At 36.4% G+C, this 20,226-nt stretch carries 20 protein-coding genes and 1 other RNA gene; 13 read left to right on the top strand and 8 right to left on the bottom strand.

The window, feature by feature from the left end; translation table 11 throughout:
- Window positions 1-46 precede the first annotated feature (46 nt).
- The 5 genes from dinG to nth all read left to right on the top strand — a co-directional run bounded on the left by dinG (window position 47) and on the right by nth (window position 6,390).
- The gene (dinG, locus tag ACLIBH_RS02250; RefSeq protein WP_439315055.1) at window positions 47-2,821 is read left to right on the top strand and encodes an ATP-dependent DNA helicase DinG; all 2,775 of its coding nucleotides are present in this window, start codon (window positions 47-49) and stop codon (window positions 2,819-2,821) included.
- A gap of 237 nt (window positions 2,822-3,058) precedes the next feature.
- Window positions 3,059-3,571 carry a cell wall elongation regulator TseB-like domain-containing protein gene (locus ACLIBH_RS02245; protein ID WP_439315054.1) on the top strand — a complete coding sequence of 171 codons (513 nt, stop codon included), beginning with the start codon at window positions 3,059-3,061 and terminating at the stop codon, window positions 3,569-3,571.
- A 15-nt stretch (window positions 3,572-3,586) separates the two neighbouring features.
- The gene (locus ACLIBH_RS02240) at window positions 3,587-4,771 is read left to right on the top strand and encodes a pyridoxal phosphate-dependent aminotransferase (RefSeq protein WP_439315053.1); all 1,185 of its coding nucleotides are present in this window, start codon (window positions 3,587-3,589) and stop codon (window positions 4,769-4,771) included.
- A gap of 281 nt (window positions 4,772-5,052) precedes the next feature.
- Window positions 5,053-5,733 (top strand): DnaD domain-containing protein, encoded by a 681-nt coding sequence (locus ACLIBH_RS02235; protein ID WP_439315052.1) that lies wholly within the window; start codon window positions 5,053-5,055, stop codon window positions 5,731-5,733.
- A 3-nt stretch (window positions 5,734-5,736) separates the two neighbouring features.
- On the top strand, window positions 5,737-6,390 hold the full coding sequence (gene nth / locus ACLIBH_RS02230) for an endonuclease III (RefSeq protein WP_439315051.1): 654 nt from the start codon (window positions 5,737-5,739) through the stop codon (window positions 6,388-6,390).
- Between the two features lie 285 nt (window positions 6,391-6,675).
- Here nth and ACLIBH_RS02225 read toward each other — a convergent pair whose 3' ends face one another.
- Together ACLIBH_RS02225 and recU are read right to left on the bottom strand one after the other, a co-directional pair.
- Entirely contained in the window at window positions 6,676-9,357 is a 2,682-nt protein-coding gene (locus tag ACLIBH_RS02225) for a PBP1A family penicillin-binding protein (RefSeq protein ID WP_439315050.1), read from the bottom strand.
- Between the two features lie 16 nt (window positions 9,358-9,373).
- On the bottom strand, window positions 9,374-9,955 hold the full coding sequence (recU, locus tag ACLIBH_RS02220) for a Holliday junction resolvase RecU (RefSeq protein WP_439315049.1): 582 nt from the start codon (window positions 9,953-9,955) through the stop codon (window positions 9,374-9,376).
- Between the two features lie 254 nt (window positions 9,956-10,209).
- Here recU and ACLIBH_RS02215 point away from each other — a divergent pair, with 254 nt between their 5' ends.
- The 6 genes from ACLIBH_RS02215 to ACLIBH_RS02190 all read left to right on the top strand — a co-directional run bounded on the left by ACLIBH_RS02215 (window position 10,210) and on the right by ACLIBH_RS02190 (window position 13,738).
- Complete coding sequence (locus tag ACLIBH_RS02215; RefSeq protein ID WP_439315048.1) at window positions 10,210-10,416, top strand: hypothetical protein; 207 nt, start codon at window positions 10,210-10,212, stop codon at window positions 10,414-10,416.
- 92 nt (window positions 10,417-10,508) lie between these two features.
- Window positions 10,509-10,859 carry a DUF1798 family protein gene (locus tag ACLIBH_RS02210; protein ID WP_439315047.1) on the top strand — a complete coding sequence of 117 codons (351 nt, stop codon included), beginning with the start codon at window positions 10,509-10,511 and terminating at the stop codon, window positions 10,857-10,859.
- 16 nt (window positions 10,860-10,875) lie between these two features.
- Window positions 10,876-11,268, top strand: coding sequence for a cytidine deaminase (locus ACLIBH_RS02205; protein ID WP_439315046.1), 393 nt, complete (start codon window positions 10,876-10,878; stop codon window positions 11,266-11,268).
- Between the two features lie 154 nt (window positions 11,269-11,422).
- Window positions 11,423-11,737: a cell division regulator GpsB gene (gene gpsB / locus ACLIBH_RS02200; protein WP_439315045.1), complete on the top strand. Its 315-nt coding sequence runs from the start codon at window positions 11,423-11,425 to the stop codon at window positions 11,735-11,737.
- A gap of 93 nt (window positions 11,738-11,830) precedes the next feature.
- Window positions 11,831-12,207: RNase P RNA component class B (rnpB, locus tag ACLIBH_RS02195), an RNA gene on the top strand.
- A 400-nt stretch (window positions 12,208-12,607) separates the two neighbouring features.
- Window positions 12,608-13,738 (top strand): THUMP domain-containing class I SAM-dependent RNA methyltransferase, encoded by a 1,131-nt coding sequence (locus tag ACLIBH_RS02190; protein ID WP_439315225.1) that lies wholly within the window; start codon window positions 12,608-12,610, stop codon window positions 13,736-13,738.
- Window positions 13,739-13,806: 68 nt separating this feature from the next.
- Here the strand turns inward: ACLIBH_RS02190 and ACLIBH_RS02185 are convergent, their stop codons facing one another.
- Genes ACLIBH_RS02185 through ACLIBH_RS02170 form a run of 4 tightly spaced genes read right to left on the bottom strand, consistent with a single transcriptional unit; the run spans window position 13,807 to window position 16,746 of the window.
- Window positions 13,807-14,394 carry an SCO family protein gene (locus ACLIBH_RS02185; RefSeq protein ID WP_439315044.1) on the bottom strand — a complete coding sequence of 196 codons (588 nt, stop codon included), beginning with the start codon at window positions 14,392-14,394 and terminating at the stop codon, window positions 13,807-13,809.
- A gap of 52 nt (window positions 14,395-14,446) precedes the next feature.
- Window positions 14,447-16,096, bottom strand: coding sequence for a b(o/a)3-type cytochrome-c oxidase subunit 1 (locus ACLIBH_RS02180; RefSeq protein ID WP_439315043.1), 1,650 nt, complete (start codon window positions 16,094-16,096; stop codon window positions 14,447-14,449).
- Complete coding sequence (locus ACLIBH_RS02175) at window positions 16,096-16,578, bottom strand: cytochrome c oxidase subunit II (RefSeq protein WP_439315042.1); 483 nt, start codon at window positions 16,576-16,578, stop codon at window positions 16,096-16,098. Before ACLIBH_RS02175 ends, ACLIBH_RS02180 begins: the two co-directional genes overlap by 1 nt.
- An 18-nt stretch (window positions 16,579-16,596) precedes the next feature.
- A complete protein-coding gene (locus tag ACLIBH_RS02170) occupies window positions 16,597-16,746 on the bottom strand; it encodes a cytochrome c oxidase subunit 2A (protein ID WP_439315041.1) in 150 nt (49 codons plus the stop codon).
- Window positions 16,747-17,034: 288 nt separating this feature from the next.
- On the opposite strand from ACLIBH_RS02170, the gene ACLIBH_RS02165 reads away from it, so the two are divergent.
- Both ACLIBH_RS02165 and ACLIBH_RS02160 read left to right on the top strand, forming a co-directional pair.
- Complete coding sequence (locus tag ACLIBH_RS02165) at window positions 17,035-18,126, top strand: type III polyketide synthase (RefSeq protein WP_439315040.1); 1,092 nt, start codon at window positions 17,035-17,037, stop codon at window positions 18,124-18,126.
- Window positions 18,127-18,642: an isoprenylcysteine carboxyl methyltransferase family protein gene (locus ACLIBH_RS02160; protein WP_439315039.1), complete on the top strand. Its 516-nt coding sequence runs from the start codon at window positions 18,127-18,129 to the stop codon at window positions 18,640-18,642.
- Window positions 18,643-18,711: 69 nt separating this feature from the next.
- Here ACLIBH_RS02160 and ACLIBH_RS02155 read toward each other — a convergent pair whose 3' ends face one another.
- Both ACLIBH_RS02155 and ACLIBH_RS02150 read right to left on the bottom strand, forming a co-directional pair.
- Window positions 18,712-18,912 (bottom strand): cold-shock protein, encoded by a 201-nt coding sequence (locus ACLIBH_RS02155; protein ID WP_439315038.1) that lies wholly within the window; start codon window positions 18,910-18,912, stop codon window positions 18,712-18,714.
- A 254-nt stretch (window positions 18,913-19,166) separates the two neighbouring features.
- Window positions 19,167-20,226 (bottom strand): C40 family peptidase (locus tag ACLIBH_RS02150; RefSeq protein ID WP_439315037.1); only part of this gene is annotated, 1,060 nt, incomplete at its 5' end.

The raw sequence follows: 20,226 nt of genomic DNA, 5'->3' as shown, positions 1-20,226 counted from the left end.
CGAACGATATGATACATAAGGGATAATAAAAGAAATAGGTGGGATTATGCAAAGGTTTGTTGTCCTGGACTTAGAAACCACAGGGAATGCTCCAACAAAAAATGATCGTATCATTGAAGTTGGAATTGTAGCAATAGAAGGCAATAAAATTGTAGATAATTATTCAGTTGTTTTAAACCCTGAGAAAACAATTCCGCTTTTTATTTCTAATTTAACAGGAATTAAAGACGAAGATGTAAAACACGCACCATTATTTTATGAAAAAGCGGATGAAATACGTGCTTATATTGAGAACAGTTATGTAATTGCTCATAATGCGACATTTGATGTTCGCTTTTTAAATGCAGAATTGACACGAAATGGCAAAAAAGCGATTAACAACCCGGTGATTGATACAGTAGAGCTTGCTCGAATAGTATTACCGAGCGTAAAAAGCTACAAGCTAGGCCAGCTTGCTACGGAATTTGCACTTACACATAAACATCCACACCGAGCACTTTCCGATGCCTATGTGACAGCCGAGCTTTTTTTGAAGTTAGTAGAGAAGCTAAATCGTTTACCAATTGAAACGATCGAACATTTGTTGAAAATGGAAAAGCATTTTCATTCTGATCTTGCAATTGTATTGGAACAATGTCATCGACAGCTCCTATTTTCTGCTCCAAAAAAGAATGAAGAATTTGTAGTTCATCGTGGGATTGCATTTAAACTTGACGAACAGTGGAGAGAATTAGATGCCGTCGAATTACCTTCATTTGGTGACTTTTTAGACCAGTTATATGAAGAGGATGGCACAATGCAGCAAGTATTTGCGCATTATGAGAGTAGAAGTGGTCAGCGAGAAATGACAGAATACGTATTTGATGCTTTTACACAAAACAAGCATGCTTCGATTGAAGCTGGCACTGGTATTGGCAAGTCAATAGCCTACTTAATTGCTGCCATTTACATAGCGTTGTCCGAGAAACGTCGAATTGTAATAAGCACTCAAACAACACAATTGCAATCTCAGCTTATGGAAAACGAAATACCATTGTTGGCTAAGCTAATTAGTTATAACTTTCAAGTAGCTTTGTTAAAAGGAAAACACCATTATATTAGTCTAGAGAAATTCGCCCATGATTTAACTGCTAATGAACATTCTAATTATGACATTATACTAACAAAGGCAAAAATACTCGTATGGTTAACCGAAACGATAACAGGCGATATAGATGAAATTCAGCTAACTTCTACTGGCTATACGTATTTTAAAAAGATATCGAGCGCAGGAGAAGACAACAAGGATATTCACTGTCCATGGTACAATTGGTCATACGCACGTCGAGCTAGACAAAAAGCAGAAACAGCTCAAGTTATTGTAACGAACCACGCCTTATTATGCACGGATTTATTTAGTGCGTACAGCCAGTTGCCTCCTTACGAAAAAGTTATTATTGATGAGGCTCATCATTTGGAAGATACAGCTGCGAAACATATTGGATTAAAGCTAAGCTATGTTACGATGCAGCATGCAATTAACCAGTTAAATCAAGTAATAACAACCGTTTTAGTCGATTATCCAAAAGGTATTGAAGTTGATTTATGGGATGATGCAATTTCAAATAGTAAGTATGAGCTTGATGCATTATTCCGATCAATTTATTTATATGTAGTTGAAAAAAGGAAAAGCAAATCAACTTTTAATGATGTAGGACGTTTGCAATATCGGCTGGATAAGTATGATAAAAGTAAAAAGGAATGGGAGCAGCTTATTGATAAAGCTAACCGCCTAATTTTATATTTACGTAATGCCAGTCGTCTGATCGTAAAAATAAAAAATCAAATCGAAAATAAAACTACGGTAAGTAATTTGAATAACGTTAAAGAAACGTTAAACTCGTATATTGTTAGCATGGAGCATTTTTTTAATAAAGATCGTTCAACGAGCAACGTAGACTGGATTGAAGTAGAAAATCACGGGGCTAAAAATGCTGTGTATTTATATCGCCAGCCAGCTAATGTTGCGACTGCATTTCATGAAAATCTCTTTGCAAAAAAAGAAAGTGTGATTTTAACTAGCGCTACGTTAACGATGAAGGATTCCTTTGATTATTTTCATACCGGTCTCGGCTTAAATGGAACAGAAGTGCGAACAAAACAAATTGGCTCTCCATTTAATTATGCACGGCAAGCACAGCTTCTTATCCCTAATGATTTTCCGCCTATAGCGCAAGATAATCCAGATGATTATATTTACTCCACATGTGAAGCAATCTTGTCGTTGGCGGAAATTACGAAAGGCCGCATGCTCGTTTTATTTACATCGTATGATATGCTGAAGAAGGCATATTTTATATTAAAAGAAGCAATGAGTGAGTTTTTTGCTTACGATTTGCTCGCACAAGGAATAACAAGTGGAAGCAGACAGCGATTAATTAAAAATTTCCAACTGTATGAACAACCGATTTTGCTAGGGACAAGTTCCTTTTGGGAAGGTGTTGATATACCTGGTGGACAATTAGCGTGCTTAGTAATCGTTCGCTTGCCGTTTCAGCCGCCTAACCATCCTGTGTACGAAATAAAAGCGAATAATTTAAAGCAAAAAAATAAAAATCCGTTTACAGAACTTGCCTTACCACATGCTGTCATTCGATTTAAACAAGGATTTGGTAGGCTAATTCGTTCAAGTCGCGATCGAGGGATTGTATTCGTTTGTGATTCCCGGGTAATGACGGCACGATATGGAAAAATATTTCTACAATCAATACCTGAAGTGCCGGTTAGTTATGATTCTACGTACGAATTATTAAATCAAGCAACAGATTGGTTTAAGCGGTGATTATGAATAATTTACGCAGACCCGTAATCGTGCAAGTGGCATTAAAAAAAAACTAATACATATTGCATGTATTAGTATAAAATAGTAAGGTATGGGTTAGAAGTGATTTATAATATTTTGTACGTATGCTTTTGTATGGTATTTACATTTCATAGTATTTGTCGTATGTCGTGTTCTATAAGTAACAATTTTTGATAATAATTGGGCAAAATCTGTTAAATAGAAAGGTAAATAAAATTGAATTTACGTACAATTAAGTGGGTAAAGTGGAGTGCTTTATTTGTTCTACTTGCAATTATAACTGGACTTACTTATTTCGCATACTTATATAATGAAATGATTGACATTAAAACAGCGGGATTTTCAGAAACGGAAAAAAAAGTTATTAATGAAACGAAAATTACCGAAATAAATGACATAACTGCATTTTACGAAAAAGAAACGTACCACATTGTTTTTGGAACAACAAACGATGAAAAAGAACAAGTTGCATTCGTACCAATATCGAATGATGGGGAAATTTTAGTACTTGATGAGCGCAAGTTAATCAATCAAGAATCGATACTAAAGAAATGGGAAAATGAATGTTCGGAATGCACTCTAATTAAAATTGTACCGGGCATGATTAATAATAAACCTGTATGGGAGCTTACATATACGGATAAGACACATCGATATGTTTTTGAGTACGTATCTTTATTCGATGGCACGCCATACGAACAATTTCGATTTTCTACAATGTTTAAATAAAAGAGGTGGAAGGAAATGAAGTTAGCAAACAGAGTAAATACATTAACACCTTCATCTACATTGGCTATTTCAGCGAAGGCGAAGGAATTAAAACAACAGGGATTTGACGTTATTGGTTTAGGTGTAGGTGAACCTGATTTTAATACACCAGCATATATTATCGAAGCAGCAAAATCAGCTATGGACAATGGGCAAACAAAATATACGCCAACTGGTGGTGTTGCTGAACTAAAAACAACAATTGCAAAAAAGTTTAGTGAAGATAATAGTTTGAATTACGAAAGCAATGAAATTATTGTAACGACAGGGGCAAAGCATGCATTATTTACTTTATTTCAAGCGATATTGAATGATGGCGACGAAGTGATCGTACCTGCACCTTATTGGGTAAGTTATCCCGAACAGATAAAGTTAGCAGGTGGTAAACCAGTCTTTGTGCCTGCCTTGGAAGAAAATAATTTCAAATTATCTCCAGAGCAGCTAGAAGGTGCAATTACAGCTAAAACGAAAGGAATAATCATTAACTCGCCTAGTAACCCGACAGGTATGATGTATACGAAAGAGGAATTGCAAAAAATAGGGGACGTTTGTTTAAAAAATGATTTATTAATTATTTCTGATGAAATATATGAAAAGCTAATTTATACGGATGATAAACATATTTCAATTGCACAATTATCAAGTGAGTTAAAGGACCAAACTGTAATTATTAATGGAGTTAGTAAGTCTCATGCGATGACAGGTTGGCGCATTGGATATGCTGCAGGGCCTGAACCTATTATTAAAGCAATGACAAATCATGCTTCACATGCTACTTCAAATCCGACATCGATCGCACAGTACGCTGCATTGGCAGCATATGAAGCTGAATTCGATCCGACGGTTCAAATGCGGAAAACATTCTCTGAACGATTGGAAAAGTTATATCAATTGCTAATCGACATCCCTGGAATATCTTGCAAAAAGCCAAATGGTGCTTTTTACCTTTTCCCAAATGTAAAAGAAGCAGCTGAAATGAATGGTTTTCAAACTGTTGATGATTGGGTTGAAGCGTTACTAGAAGAAGAAAAGGTTGCACTTGTGCCTGGATCTGGATTTGGTGCTCCAGATAACGTTCGTTTATCTTATGCTACTTCGATCGACATTTTAGAGGAAGCAGCAAAGCGAATAAAGCGTTTTGTTATTAATAATCAAGCTTAATAACGTCTTGATGAATGTCCCTTGCTTGCATGCAAGGGATTTTTTCGTTAATTAATATAGCAGATATTAAATCGATTTTATATATACGTGACTAGGCCCGTGCTATTAGTGATCGATCACAAAAAGTGTAGTACATATTATTATGAACACTAATTAACGAATACAAATAGGGTAATTGCAAGCTGTAATTTCTTAATAGAAGATCTGTAAACACAATACTTAATCGTAGAGAGAGCAAAATTTACGATGAGTCGTGATATAATAGAAGTAGAGGTGTTATTATGACGAAGCATATGGATCTACAACAAATATTATCCGATCAAATTTCCGTACCAATGAAATTATTTACTTCTTACACATCAATTGGTTTAAATGAACAGGATATGATGATCATTTTACAATTACACTGTTTTTTACAAAGGGGCGTACAATTCCCTACACCAGCTGAATTAGCGGGTCATTTAACAATTAATGAAAAAGAATGTGCAAATATATTGCGGACACTTATTCAGCGCAATGTATTAGAAATACAACAAACTAAAAATGAACAAAATCAAATTAGTGAAGCATATAGTCTCAATCCTTTATGGAAAAGACTGTTTACTACGGATAATAGTGAGCAAAAGGATCTTCATGAAGGTAGTTTGTTTATTCTTTTTGAACAAGAATTTGGAAGACCGCTTTCTCCTTTTGAAATTGAAACGGTTAATGTATGGCTTGACGAAGATAATATAGCTCCTGCGTTAATCAAAGCCGGCTTGAGAGAATCTGTATTAATGGGTAAGCTGAACTTTAAATATATTGATCGGATTTTACGTGAATGGAAAAAGAAAGGGATTAAATCTGTAGAACAAGCCAGAGCTGCTGGTAAGAACTTCCGAAGCAATCAAGTAAATAAGCAATACGAGCCTGTTAAGAGAGATACATCGATCTATTACAATTGGTTGAAAGGTGAGGAATGATAAGTGCTAACAAAAAAACAAATAAACGAATGTTTATGTGTAATGGAAGATATGTTTCCCAATGCAGAGTGCGAATTAACGCATTCCAACCCTTTCGAATTAGTAATTGCTGTCTTGCTCTCCGCTCAATGTACCGATGTTTTAGTAAATAAAGTAACAAAAGATCTTTTTAACAAATATAAGACTCCTGAAGATTATTTAGCTGTCCCTCTTGAAGAATTGCAGGCAGATATCCGCTCAATAGGTTTAAATCGAACAAAGGCTAAAAATATTCAAAAACTTTGCCATTCGCTTCTCTCTGATTTTGAGGGAATCGTTCCTCATACGAGAGAGGAATTAATGACGCTTGCTGGTGTCGGTAGAAAAACAGCAAATGTAGTTCTTTCTGTAGCTTTTAATGAGCCTGCCATTGCAGTTGATACACACGTTGAGCGTGTTTCTAAGCGATTAGCGATCTGTCGGTGGAAGGATTCTGTTTTAGAGGTAGAAGAAACATTAATGAAAAAGGTTCCGAAAGAAGCATGGGGAGCTACGCATCATCGGATGATTTTTTTCGGAAGATATCATTGTAAGGCAAGAAATCCAGAATGCCCGCAATGTCCTTTACTAAATTTGTGTAGAGAAGGAAAGAAGAGAATGAAAAAGCTTACGCAATAATTAGAGGACAGAAGGATGGAGAGCACATACGTAAAACTTTAAGTACGTATATGAGTAATATGTGCTTGGAGTACAATGAAAGGTGCTGTACAGAGGAGCGGGTCCTTCGTTCCAAACATAATAAAAGAAGTCAGGTAATTCATCGAGAGATGAAATACTGACTTCTTTTATATTTAATGAGGCTCGGATAAATAAAGTTGCTATGATGAAAAATCCAATTATGAACAAAATCAGCTCTCGATGTCGTATTCACAGGCTCAAATGTTTTAAGCCTTAAAATAATGGTTACTCATCTTCAGCTACGTTCTCGTTTTGCTCATCAGGTATCGATTGTTTTATACTGCGTGATTCGCCTTTCACACCATTATTAGCACCTTTTGTTCCAATTGGTGTCACCGTAATTGTATACGTATTTCCTGGTGAGCCACCGCTTATTTCGATACCATTCGATTGTACAGTCTGCTTATTGCCATTCACATCCACTTCAAATGCAGCAGGAGGACCATTGTAATTCCAAGAAACATTTATAATTTGTTTTTCCTTATTATATGCAGAGTTAAGTCCATCTACTGGTGGGATGTTTGTTTTTTCTTGCTCATTATCCTCCGATTCATCCGGTTCTTCTTCTGCTTGATCTTCTTCCTCTTCGGCTTCGTCATCTCCAGGTACCGTAACAGTTGTTGATTTTGCTTCACTTTTCAAGGTGCTTTCGTTACTCACAACAACAACTTGAATCGTATATTGTCTACCTGGTTCAATTTCCGATATAGAAAGGGATGTATCTTCGGTAGTTAAAAGCTTGTTCATTTGTCCCTCTGTTAAATTGCCGCTTACTTCAAACGAAACGTCTTCATCAGAGCTATAAGCCCATTCTACATCTATTTCATTTGTTTCTTGATTATACGTTGCACTTAAATCGCTAACCGGGTCAAGCTCATCAAACTTTTCAGATTGCTTTGTTGGTTCATGTCCTTTAACAAATAGCTCGGTTACGATGTTTTCTTTTGGCGTGTATTTGCTCGGCAACAAAGCGGGATTTGAGCCTTTTTCCACAGCTACTTCAACTACAGAGCTTGGTTTTACAAAGTCAGGCGTATCGATACCTTTCGAGATTTCTGTCATTGTATTTTTAAATAATGCGTGAGGTACTTGCGTATTTTCAATTATTTTATTATGGTCATCGTATCCAGTCCAAACGGAAATGGTGTAATTCGTTGTGTATCCAGCAAACCAAGAATTGTTTGCGCCACGTTTTCCTTCTAAATTCGTTGTTCCTGTTTTACCAGCAACAGGAAGACTAGGAATATTGGCATTTGTACCAGTTCCTTCACGCACGACTGATTTTAACATATCCGTTACCATGTACGCTGTGTAATCGGACATCGCTGCTTTAGGTTCTGGTTTTAAATCGACACTCGAACCATCAGGGAATTCTACTTTTGTGACCGTATACGGTTCATTGTAAATCCCTTCATTTCCGAAAGCACTGTATGCCCCAGCAAGCTCTAAAGGTGTAGTGTTTGTTGATGAGCCGCCGATCACATCGCCAATGTCAATGGTATCTTCATAAAACTGGATGCCAAGACCTTCTCCAAATGTTTTAACACGATCAAGCCCAATTTCATCCGCTGCTTTTAATGTCGGAACGTTTAACGAATGTTTAAGCGCAAAACGAGCAGACATCCAGCCTTGATATCGGCGGTTATGATTTCGGAATTCAATATTGCCTATTTTATATGGTTTATCATCATTTAGTTGATGATAGGTGGACCATTTTTCATACTCAATTGCAGGTGCATAAGCCAATATCGGCTTAAAGGTTGACCCAGGTTGTCTGCCTTGTTCATTAAAAGCATAGTTCCAGCCATCAACATTCTTATTGTTTCTGCTGCCGCCAATTGCTCGGATGCCACCTGTTTTAGTATCGACAACGACCATTCCAGCCTGAAGCTCTTCATCTGGATAAGATATCGGATTTTCCTCACTATCCGTTAATAAAAATTCAACATGCTCTTGAATAGAGTTATCTAACGTTGTATATATTTTTAACCCATCTGTATTTATATTTGCTCCATCTACTTTTTCACGAACTTCTTTTTCTACCTTTTGGATAAAAGCTTCATATGGTTTGGAATCTGGTCGTTTCTCAGTTAACAGCGAAGCGATCTCGACTTGTCTTGCAGCATCTGCTTGTTGTTCAGTGATTTTCCCGTGTCGAACCATTAAGGTTAATACAGTATCCATACGCTTTTTCATTAAATCAGGATTGTTATATGGGTTATAAGCCGAAGGGCGCTGTGGCAAGCCTGCTAAAATCGCCGCTTCCTCTAGTGTTAATTCATGTAAATCCGTTTTACCAAAATATATTTCAGAAGCTTTTGCAACTCCGTATGCACCACTGCCATAAAAAATTTTATTTAAGTACATTTCTAATATTTGTTCTTTGGAATATTTTCGCTCTAGTTTTAAAGCGAGCCATTGCTCTTGAACTTTTAATTTTATTTTCTTGTCGGAAGATAAAAAGGCGTTTTCCACAACTTGTTGTGTAATGGTAGAAGCACCTTCTGAACCAAATCCATTTGTAATATTTGCTTTAATCGCACCACCAATCCGCCTTAGATCGATGCCAGAATGTTTAAAGAAACGTGCGTCCTCTGTAGCTGTGACTGCATCAATTAAAACTTGAGGCAAATCATTGTATTCTATTTTTGTTCGTTTTTCATCCGCTGCAATATCTGTAACGAATTCTCCGTCTTTATTGTATATTTTTGAAGAAAAAGGATCCGAAAGCTTTGCTGCGTCTATTTCAGGTGCTGTAATGATATAGTAGGAAAACAAGATTGTTACACCGATGCCGATAAGTAGACCAAGCATTGCTAGGATCATAATAATTTTTTTCCAGATCGGTTTTTTCTTTGATTTTAATTGTTTTCTTCTTGCTGTACGAGATTGGCCTTTGTCTGCCATGCTCCATTCCTCCGTTCTAAAAATAAAGCTTATCAATTACCGACAAGTAGTCAACCCTCTTGTTAAAGTTCCAAGGAATCAAGTAGCCATGCTGCTTAATTTCTTCATAAGGAATTGATTTTCTGCCGCCATTCATCTTTTTATTCCAGCTATCAAATAACAGTTCAGATTCAAGATAATACGTTTCATTCAATAACGAAAACCGTATTATCATAAAGCATATTCCTCCATGTGCAATTATTGACTTCATATGATTTATTTGATGCTCATGTATGTTTGCGAGAGGAAATAATGTTTTGTTTTTTGTTTCCTTTGCTTCAAAGTCGATGTATTTATTTCGGTATAACCCATTATAATCCGTAGTTGAAGCTTGTTTAAAGTATCCTTCTGTAATAACTGCAGCACTTCGTTTCGGATAATGAACTTTCACAATTTGAACAGGGGTTGGCTTTTTATGAATGATCGCCCTGTCTGTAGTTAAGTAATATTTATTCGTTTGATTAATATCTTCTTCCAAGCTCATGCCACGATTACTATAGGATTCCCTCGTCCGTTTGTTTTGAAACGAGCTTTTCCGTAATCCATTTGGATAGCGCATAGTCGAACCTCCAATCAACGAGCACGCCGGGTGAATAACTGGTGAAATGAATTCCATGTTCATTATATAACAAAATTGATTTATGGCATAATTTTCATTCTTTATGATTCGATTTTGTTAAAGTAAAAAGTGCGAAATTGCACTAGTTTTGAGTGTTTTGTTCTAGTTTTGTCGACCTTGAAGGAAATGAATTTAGTGAAGCGAATAGTTGAAACAGAAGTGTTATACGTGAAAATATGAATGGGGTGAAGTGAATGGCAATTGCTTTAAGAATAGCAAACGAAACAAAAGAAGTATCTGCAACTGACATTGACACCGCATTGCTGCATATGTTGAATCAAATTCGGTTAATTGATCAAAAAACAACACTTTGTTGCACGAATGAAATTAATGAATGGTATGACATCCAATTAGAAAACATTCAAGATGTCAAAGCAAAATTAAATCAATTAACTAAGTGAATGAGTACACACCTATTGCGTCAAATAGGTGTTATTTTTTTGCCAAAAATGGTACATTGATACATAGAGTAAATGATGAGGCAGGTTTTTACATGCTTGAATTAAAAAACAATACGAAACAATTAATAAAAGAGCTAGATGCATTAAAAATACGATATGATAATGGCTTGAAGCCTCAAGATAAGAATGACAAGCAATTTTTTTTGTATGTCAAAAAGGAAACGAACCCGATCTATTTATTGTTGGAACAGTGGCAAGAACTTTCCTTACAAGCGATCAAACAAAGAAAGGTTAATGTTCATCCGCATCAAATCGTATCTACCAAAGAAAATATGGAGTTACTCTTATTGCATAGTTACTATATTGACGCAAGGCGTAAACGATACATGGAACTAAATAAATCGTGTAATTACATTTTTAATCAATTATTGAATGAATTATAATAGGGGGAATGGCGTTATGAAAGAGAAATTGATCAAAGCTGCGAAAAAGGCTCGAACGCGCGCATATGTTCCGTATTCTAATTTCGCTGTAGGTGCTGCAGTACTTACTGAATCAGGGCAAGTTTATACAGGGTGTAATATTGAAAATGCGGCATACCCTGTTACATGTTGTGCTGAAAGGGTTGCTATTTTTAATGCGTTAGCGAACGGTGATTCTGCTTTTGTAGAATTTGCAGTTGTAGCAGATACGGAAAGGCCTGTGCCACCTTGTGGATCTTGTCGACAAGTAATGAGTGAATTTTTTGATCCAAATATGAAAATTCATCTTACAAACCGAAATGAACAAACGAAAACCGTTACATTGGAGGCGCTTTTACCATTTTCATTCAATGCGGATGATATGGATTAAGCAAAGAAAGGCTATTATCGGAAGACAGCTTTGTGTCTCTTTTTTTATGCTATAATGTTAGATAGCTTAGCATAATACTATAAACTGGATAATAAACTATTGTTGATATCGTAAAAGAGGCTGGATAGTATTAAACCATAATGAGGTGTTATATATGAAACTTGATCACATACAATTAAGCAACCAAGAAATTTTAGATAAAGAATTTAAAATAGCGATGCGTGGGTATAAACAAGAAGAAGTAGATGAGTTTCTTGATATTATAATAAAAGACTATTCTGTTTTTCAGCAGCATATTGAGCGATTAACGCAAGAAAATGAACGGTTACGGAAAAATTCCGAGCACACAAGATCTCGACCAGCGAATTCTGTGCATCAAGTAAATTATGATGTACTTAAAAGGCTGTCAAATTTGGAGAAGGCTGTGTTTGGAAAGAAATACAATGAAATTGATTCTGATTCTTTTTAAACCGATGATCATTTGGAAACAGGAGAAGTGATTGTTAATCTTTACTAATGAATGAAGCCTGTCTTTATGTTATAATAGCTCATACACAATTAAATACTCACGTAATCGCTGCACGTTTTGTGTAGAGGAAAGTCCATGCTCACACAAACTGAGATGTTTGTAGTGTTCATGCTTGACGAAATCATAAGTCAAGGTAACCTTTTAGGTTAACGGCAGGTATTCATACCTAAGTCACCTAGTGATATGGATGAAAGCCTTGAAAGTGCCACAGTGACGAAATCAGAATGGAAACGTTTTGAGTGGAACGGGTAAACCCCATGAGTGAGCAACCCAAACTATGGTAGGGGCATCCTTGATTAGGGAAATGAACCGAAAAAGGGACAAGTAATAGCTTGTAGATAAATGATTACGACCGGCGTACAAGGCTGACCACCGATATAGTACAAAGGAACAGAACATGGCTTATCGAGTATTTAATGGTCATACGGAGAACTTATTTAGTAGTGCAAACTGTTAAATAAGTTTTTTTGCGTTTTTTGGAGCCAATGTACGTTTCGTATGAGTAACATGTTTGTGGGGGAACAGATGCACGAATCTAACTAGATAATATGTGATCAATTTTACTTCGAACGATATACACATGAATAACACCGTTGATTTTCACTGCCCACAGGAAGCGTAGTGTATATCTACTGCGGTCGGTAGGAATCAATACTAAAATTAACGAATACTAAAGAGAGAGGTTTTTTAACTTCTTAAAATAACACACCCACAAATACGTGACTCAATCGTACGTTTCGTTTAAATAGCACATTAAATAATAACTATGTTACACTTATTTAACGGAGTAAGAAGGGAAAGGGAATGGTTATGAATCAATCAATAAAACTAATTGCTACAGCTGCCATGGGATTAGAGGCGATCGTAGCACAAGAAGTAAGACAGCTTGGTTATGAACCAGAGGTAGATAATGGAAAGGTTATTTTTGAAGCGCCGATAATAGCTATTCCTCGTAGTAATCTATGGTTAAGAACTGCAGATCGTTTAAAGTTAGTTGTTGGTGAATTTCAAGCTACAACGTTTGATGAACTGTTTGAAGCTACAAAAGCGTTACCGTGGGAGCAGTTTATTAGTGAGGATGGACAGTTTCCTGTATCAGGGAAGTCACATAAATCGACTTTATTTAGCGTCTCGGATTGCCAAGCCATTGTGAAAAAGGCGATTGCTGAACGATTAAAGCTAAAACACGGTCTTGCATCGAGAATGCCGGAAACAGGTGCTTTATATAAAGTAGAAGTGGCTATTCTTAAAGATAAGGCGACATTATCAATAGATACTTCAGGGGTTGGTTTACATAAAAGAGGGTATCGCGTAGGACAAGGAGAAGCACCATTAAAAGAAACGTTAGCAGCGGCATTAGTCTTACTAACGAACTGGCGTCCGGAATATCCACTCATCGATCCATTTTGTGGGTCGGGGACGATTCCTATTGAAGCGGCATTGATCGGTCAAAACATAGCACCAGGGTTTAATCGGGAATTTGCGTCTGAAAACTGGCATTTTGTGAAGCAAAAATTGTGGGCACAAGCGTTGGAGGAAGCAGAGGATTTAGCAAACTATGATGTCGATCTTCATATTGTGGGCTCAGATATCGATCATAAAATGGTTGGCATTGCTAATGCTAATGCTTTAGAAGCAGGTCTTGGAACATTAATTAGTTGGAAGCAAATGCAAGTAAGCGATCTTCTACTCAAACAAGAAAACGGGTATATGATTAGCAATCCACCTTATGGAGTGCGTCTCGGACATACTAAAGAAATTAAAGATATTTACGAAGCACTCGGTAAGTTGATTAAAGAAAATCCAACATGGAGTATATACATTATGACAGCATTTGAAAATATTGAAGGCTATATAGGAAAAAAAGCTACAAAAAAAAGAAAGCTGTTTAATGGATTTGTTCGTACCGATTATTACCAATACTTTGGCAAAAAAAATTAAATAAAAGCTCCTCTTATACATACGTTTTCGTAAATAGAGAGGAGCTATTTTTTTATCCTTTTATGCAGTTAATTGATTGTACTCATAATTCTGCGATATACTTTATCGCGATCAAATCCTTTTCCCATAGTGAACTTTTCTGTTAAATTATTATTCTCATCGATAAAGTATGTGAAGGTTGAATGAATTATATTTCCAGTACCTGGATCACGATACATGAAACCTAAAGCATCGGCAATTTTTTTAGTATCTGCTTCAGACCCTCGGATAAACGTCCATCCATCATCGGGTGAAGTAACTTCAAATCGGCTCGCATAATCTGAAAGAACTTCCTGTGTATCATAGCTTGGATCAATTGTTATTGTAATAAATTCTACATTGTCGCCAAATACTCCTTCATCGACAAGTGTATTTCGCAATTTAGCCATTTCTAACGTCGTTAACGGACAGACATCTGGGCAGTTTGTATACATAAATTCAATTAATCTCGCCTTGTTATCGTTATTTGAAAAAGTATATTCCTCTTCAAAGATCGTTTCCATAACTACATCGGCTGGCAACTCAGCATTTCCAGGTCGAATTACTTGCAAATAAAATATGCCAATTGATATTCCTAAAACAAGTAGACTTGCAAACACAATGTATATTTTTTTCAAAATCTTCCCTCCTAATGATCGCTATCTATACGTGTCGTCTCCTTATTTATAGTTACCAAAGTTTGAACCCAGGAGATCCAGGAGGTGCATTTTGAATAATATCAATAAACGGAATTGTATATGCAAATAAAACGAGTGCGATTGTGACTCCAATCCAGAGTGACCATTTTTCAAATACTTTAGGCGTTTCTCCAGATGCTTCTGAAACGGTTGCAATTGGAAATTCTTGCTCTCCTTTTGGTGCAAAGAATGCTAGGTTAATGAAGATAATTAGCATTATAATCATCCCGATAAATAAGATGGATCCTCCAATCGCTTGGGCTATTTGATAGCTTCCCCAAGCGGCAGTGTCCGCATTTCCAACGTATTCTGAATAAGCAGAACGACGAGGGCCTCCTAATAAGCCTTGCCAATGCATTGCGCCAGACATGATCGCCATACCGACGGACCATACAATTGTCTGAACGATACCCAATTTATTCATATTGTCTGTTAACTTACGTCCGGTTACAGATGGTATCAACCAATATGCGATTCCAAAAAAAGTTAACATAACGGAAGTCGCAGCAGTTAAGTGAAAATGCCCTGTTACCCATATCGTATTATGAACGACTTGGTTCATTTGGTTTGAAGCGTTTATTATTCCTCCTGCACCGCCGGGGATAAACCAAACCATACCGATGAAAGGGGCAAGAAATCGGACATCCTTCCATGGCAATTTTTTAAGCCAGCCAAATAGTCCAGTACCTCCAAGCTGACGTCCACGTGCTTCAAATGTTGCAAACATAGAAAACGCAGTCATTAGTGAAGGAATAACGACTAAAAAGGTTAGAATTACTTGTATATACTTCCAAAACGGATCAATTCCTGGTTCTGTCAGCTGATGGTGAAACCCAACTGGAATGGAAAAGAGTAGCAATAAAATAAATGATAAACGAGCTAAAGAATCAGAGAATATTTTCCCGCCAATTATTTTTGGCATAATTGCGTACCACATCATATACGCGGGCAAAAGCCAAAAGTAAACAAGTGGATGTCCGAAGTACCAAAATAGGGTACGACTAACTAATACATCAATTGAATCGGTAATTCCGAGAGACCATGGTAAAAACTGAACTAAAACTGCTGCAGCAACACCTAACGTTGCTATTTGCCACATTAACATTGTGATAACAGCCATGTAGCTTAATAAAGGGCTACGTTCGCCTTTATTTTCCTTTCTCCAACGTGCATGTCGCCGAAAAATTACAAAACCAATTAACCAGCTACCGATAATAACGAGCGTTAACCCGATATAAAAGCCTGGATGAGCCATTAGCGGCGCATAAAACGTATATAAAACCGTTGCCTCATTCAATAAAATAAATATAGTAGTTATGATTACACCTATTGTCATTAATACAAAGCCAAACCATGCGACTCTACGTTCGAATGAATTATAACCGCCAGTCGTTTTGCTCTGAGCAGCAAGCATAAACCCTAAAATAAAAAATGTAGTTAATACTAAACCAAGGACAACCCCGTGCACAGTTAAGATTTGATAATACCCAATGCCTGCCGGTAATGTAAAGTGACCAGAACGTTCCAATGTTTGCAAGAGTCCACATGTGGCACCGACGAATAGAGCTGCAAAAGCAACGTACATATGTGCCATTGTTAACTTTGCATCAGCTGTTTGAATACTTCTTATTGATTTTATCATTATTCAATCACCTCAATTGTAGCTGCCATTAAATGATGACCGACACCACAGTATTCGTTACACACTAAAGTAAATTTCCCAGCCTTTTTAAACGTGTTTGTATACGTGCTAATATAGCCAGGTTCAAGCATCATGTTTACATTCGTACCTGCTAGCTCGAAGCCATGTATAACATCTTTTGTTGTCACATTAAAATGAACAGTTGCTCCTTTTGGAATTTGAACAATCTTATCATCCGTACCGACATCATAATTAAATGCAGAAGCAACAATTGTTAATTGGTATTCATTATCTCCAATTTGCTTCAATCCTGGATCATCGAAAGGTGCAGTCTCATCCACTTTTTCTGGATCAAGTGTGACCGCACAGCTTGGCGGTTGGTTCCCCATATAAAAAGCACTAATTCCTACAATAATTAGAAAAATTAATAGCGTAGCCGTACCAAATAAAAGCCAAATCTTTTCGTATTTATGCATGTTCATTTGTCAAATCTCCCTTCTTTAACGTGATAAAAACAATGCCCATACTCCAACCCATGACACAATTAAAAACAAACCTAAAATCATTACAGAAATAAACGTTCCTTTGAATGCAGTTTCTTGTTTTTCATGTGCTTCTTTTGAACGGTCCGTTTTTATTAATTTCTCCATGAACAACTGCTCCCTTCATCTAAATTAAAAAGTAATGGTAGTACGTAATCGATTCGAACGAAAAATAGCTACCCATTAACTCCTTCGTTCTACTTTAATGATACACAAATATACAAGCCGAATTAGCAGTAGTGGCAACACTTCACAATTTGTTCAATTACGCTGGAACAAACTGAAAGGATGATTTTACGAACATTTATGTTTAAAAAGTTTGTGAAAAATATGTGGCCATTTGAAGAATAAATATTGAATTCCAGTAAAAGCTAAGATAAAAAAGGTGACTAAAAATTGGCTTATATTTCTTCCATTGGGCTCGGCATTCCGGACCACAACATCAAACAGCAACAAGTGAAGCAATTTGTAAAAGAAATTTTCCCTAGAAATGATAGGGGATTGAATAAATTACTCCCGGTTTTTGATAATACAATGATTAACGAAAGGCAGCTTGCAGTAGACATTAACTGGTTTACTAAAGAACATTCATTCAAAGAGAAAAATGATTTGTATATTGAGTGGGCTACTAAAAAGTCGTTAGAAGCAATTGATCATTGTTTATCAAATTCAAGCTTTTTAAATAATACGATTCCATATGAAGCAATTGATATGCTTATGTTTATATCAAGTACAGGAATTGCAACGCCATCAATTGATGTACACATATTAAATGCACGTACGTTTAGGGAAGATATGATTCGTATGCCGCTTTGGGGGTTAGGGTGTGCTGGTGGAGCAATGGGGCTCTCTAGAGCAACCGAATGGATAAAAGCAAATAAAGAAAAAAACGCCTTAATTATTTGCTGTGAGTTATGTAGTTTAACGTTCCAAAAAAATGATTTAAGTATGGGAAATCTTGTTGGGACGGCATTATTTGGGGACGGTGTGTCAGCAGTTCTTTTAATAGGTGAACAATCCTCCATTGTTAATCATCAAAAAAGACCAGCACCGAAAATAACAAAATCAAGCTCGTTTACTAAAAAAGATAGCATCGACATTATGGGGTGGGATATAGGTGATAACGGCTTTGAAGTACTATTTTCTAAACAGATCCCTCAATTAGTTGAATCAATTTGGAAGGGTCATGTTGAACAGTTTTTAACAAATACAATCTGGAAGGAACAGGGATTCCAACAATATATTGCTCACCCAGGTGGAACGAAGGTTCTACAAGCAATGGAAAAGGCATTACGTATATCTAAGACGCAGCTCAATCATTCATACAATGTGTTGCGCAATCATGGAAATATGTCCTCTGCGACTGTGTTTTATGTGCTTTATGAATGGCTATTAGCGGAACATACACTACACCAGCCTACGATGATAAGCGCGCTCGGCCCAGGATTCAGTTCAGAGCTAGCATTGCTAGAATGGAGGGATGAGTAGTTGGAGAACTGGTTTTTTGTAGGAATAGTATTATTCATTATCGGACAGCGATTAACAGAACTTCATATCGCAAAAAGAAACGAGGAATGGATGAAAAAACGAGGTGGTCTAGAGGTCGGTCAAAAGCATTATAAATGGTTTATCGTATTACATACGATGTTTTTTATAACGATGATTTTAGAAGTATTATACAAAACACCTGCACAACTATCGATTAATTACTTTTTACTTTTCATCTTTTGCTTAACTCAAGTAGCTAGAATTTGGTGCATCCAAACGTTAGGAAGATTTTGGAACACAAAAATAATCGTTTTACCGAAAGTAGCGCTCATAAAGAAAGGCCCATATAAGTATGTAAAGCACCCGAATTATATAATTGTTGGCGTAGAATTGTTTATAATTCCATTACTGTTTGGAGCCGTTTGGACAGCTTTAATTTTCCCGTTGTTGCATATTTTATTACTAACGGTTCGTATACCAGAAGAAAATGCAGCTTTAGCAAAAGCGTACAAATAAAAGTCTGTGAAGAAACCTGAAAAAGTGGTAATCTATAAGAGATTACCACTTTTATATGTTTGAATCGTATTATGCTTTTGAAACATTTGCGGCTTGTGGCCCGCGTTCTCCTTCAACAATCTCAAACGTTACTTCTTGTCCTTCTTCTAACGACTTAAATCCTTCTTCTTGAATGGCAGAATAGTGAACGAATACATCGTCTCCTTCTTCCATTTGGATAAAGCCATATCCCTTTTCAGCATTAAACCATTTTACTACTCCATTTTGCATGTAAATAATCCTCCTAAATTCTTTCACGTAAAAAAGGTAACGTGGTAATACAAAGAAAATAAATAGAATACATTTAAAATAAAAGCAGCCTCGATAGAAGATTGGATCATACAAACATCCACCTCTATGGAAGCTGCCTTTTGTAATGAATCCTTACATCTTCTTCGCTTGATACCAATATAACTTGTTTTACATTGGTAGTCAAGATCATTCCGGCTAATTAAGTGAAAATTCACGCATTCAAAATCTCAAAATTATTGAATTCGCTTTGCGCCTATATATCTCGTTTTCCAATAGGAGTTATTCATGTTACTAACTTCTACTCCTCGTGACTCACCCGCGTGAATAAAAGTGCCATTTCCTAAATATATGCCCATATGTGAAGGCCCCTTTTTATACGTTTGAAAGAAAACGAGGTCTCCAACGGACGGCGTATCAACTGGAGTAGCAAAATTCCATATGTCAGAAACCGTTCGCGGAATCGTACGATTTTGTTGCTTGTAAACAAAATGAATATATCCACTGCAATCAAAACCACCAGGGGATTCTCCTCCCCATACATATGGTGTTCCAATATAAGCCCTTGCTTCTTGAATAATACCCGATTGATTACCTACACCACTAACGGAAGCTTGCTTCACTTCTTTTTCAGCGGCTTCAATTTTTGTTTCTTTTACGGTTGTATTTAAGGCTTTTTCTTTTTCTTTTTCGTCATTCGCCTCATATAATGAAGTTAATGATTGCTTTGTTACACGATTTGTTAATTCAATACCGTGTTCTTCCTCAGCAAGTTCCAAAGCTTTTTTTGTCAAAGGGCCATATATCCCATCAATATTAGCTTCATAGTAACCAAAATAATACAATGACTGTTGGACTATTTTAACATCTTCACTATGTAAGCCAGGGTAGATAGATCCAGAAAGCTTTTTGATCTGATCTAAATATTGCTGTTTTTCTTCTTTAATTAATTGCTTCATAGTTTCCATATTCGCCTTCCCGGTCACTTTAATGTTCCTAGACGATTGAAATTTTTTAACTGCGTGTTCCGTTAGGATACCGAATTTACCGTCTATTTCATCATCATAGTACTCCAATTTATTTAGCTTTTTTTGCAACATTCGTACGGTTTCACCTTGTTCACCATGTTGCATACGGTAAGAATCCAATAATTGCTGATTTTGAAGTGCAGGGTATGCTTCAACATTCATTAAAAAAGGTTGACTAAGTGCATAGCTGTATAAGAAAGAATGTTTAACGACGTGCTTTACAGTCGCATTTACCATGCAAAAAACTCCTTTCTGTTCAACTGCTCTT

The sequence above is a fragment of the Virgibacillus sp. W0430 genome (genome assembly GCF_051846935.1).
GTDB lineage: Bacteria > Bacillota > Bacilli > Bacillales > Amphibacillaceae > JBPYCR01.
This window is presented reverse-complemented; position numbering and strand designations above follow the sequence as displayed.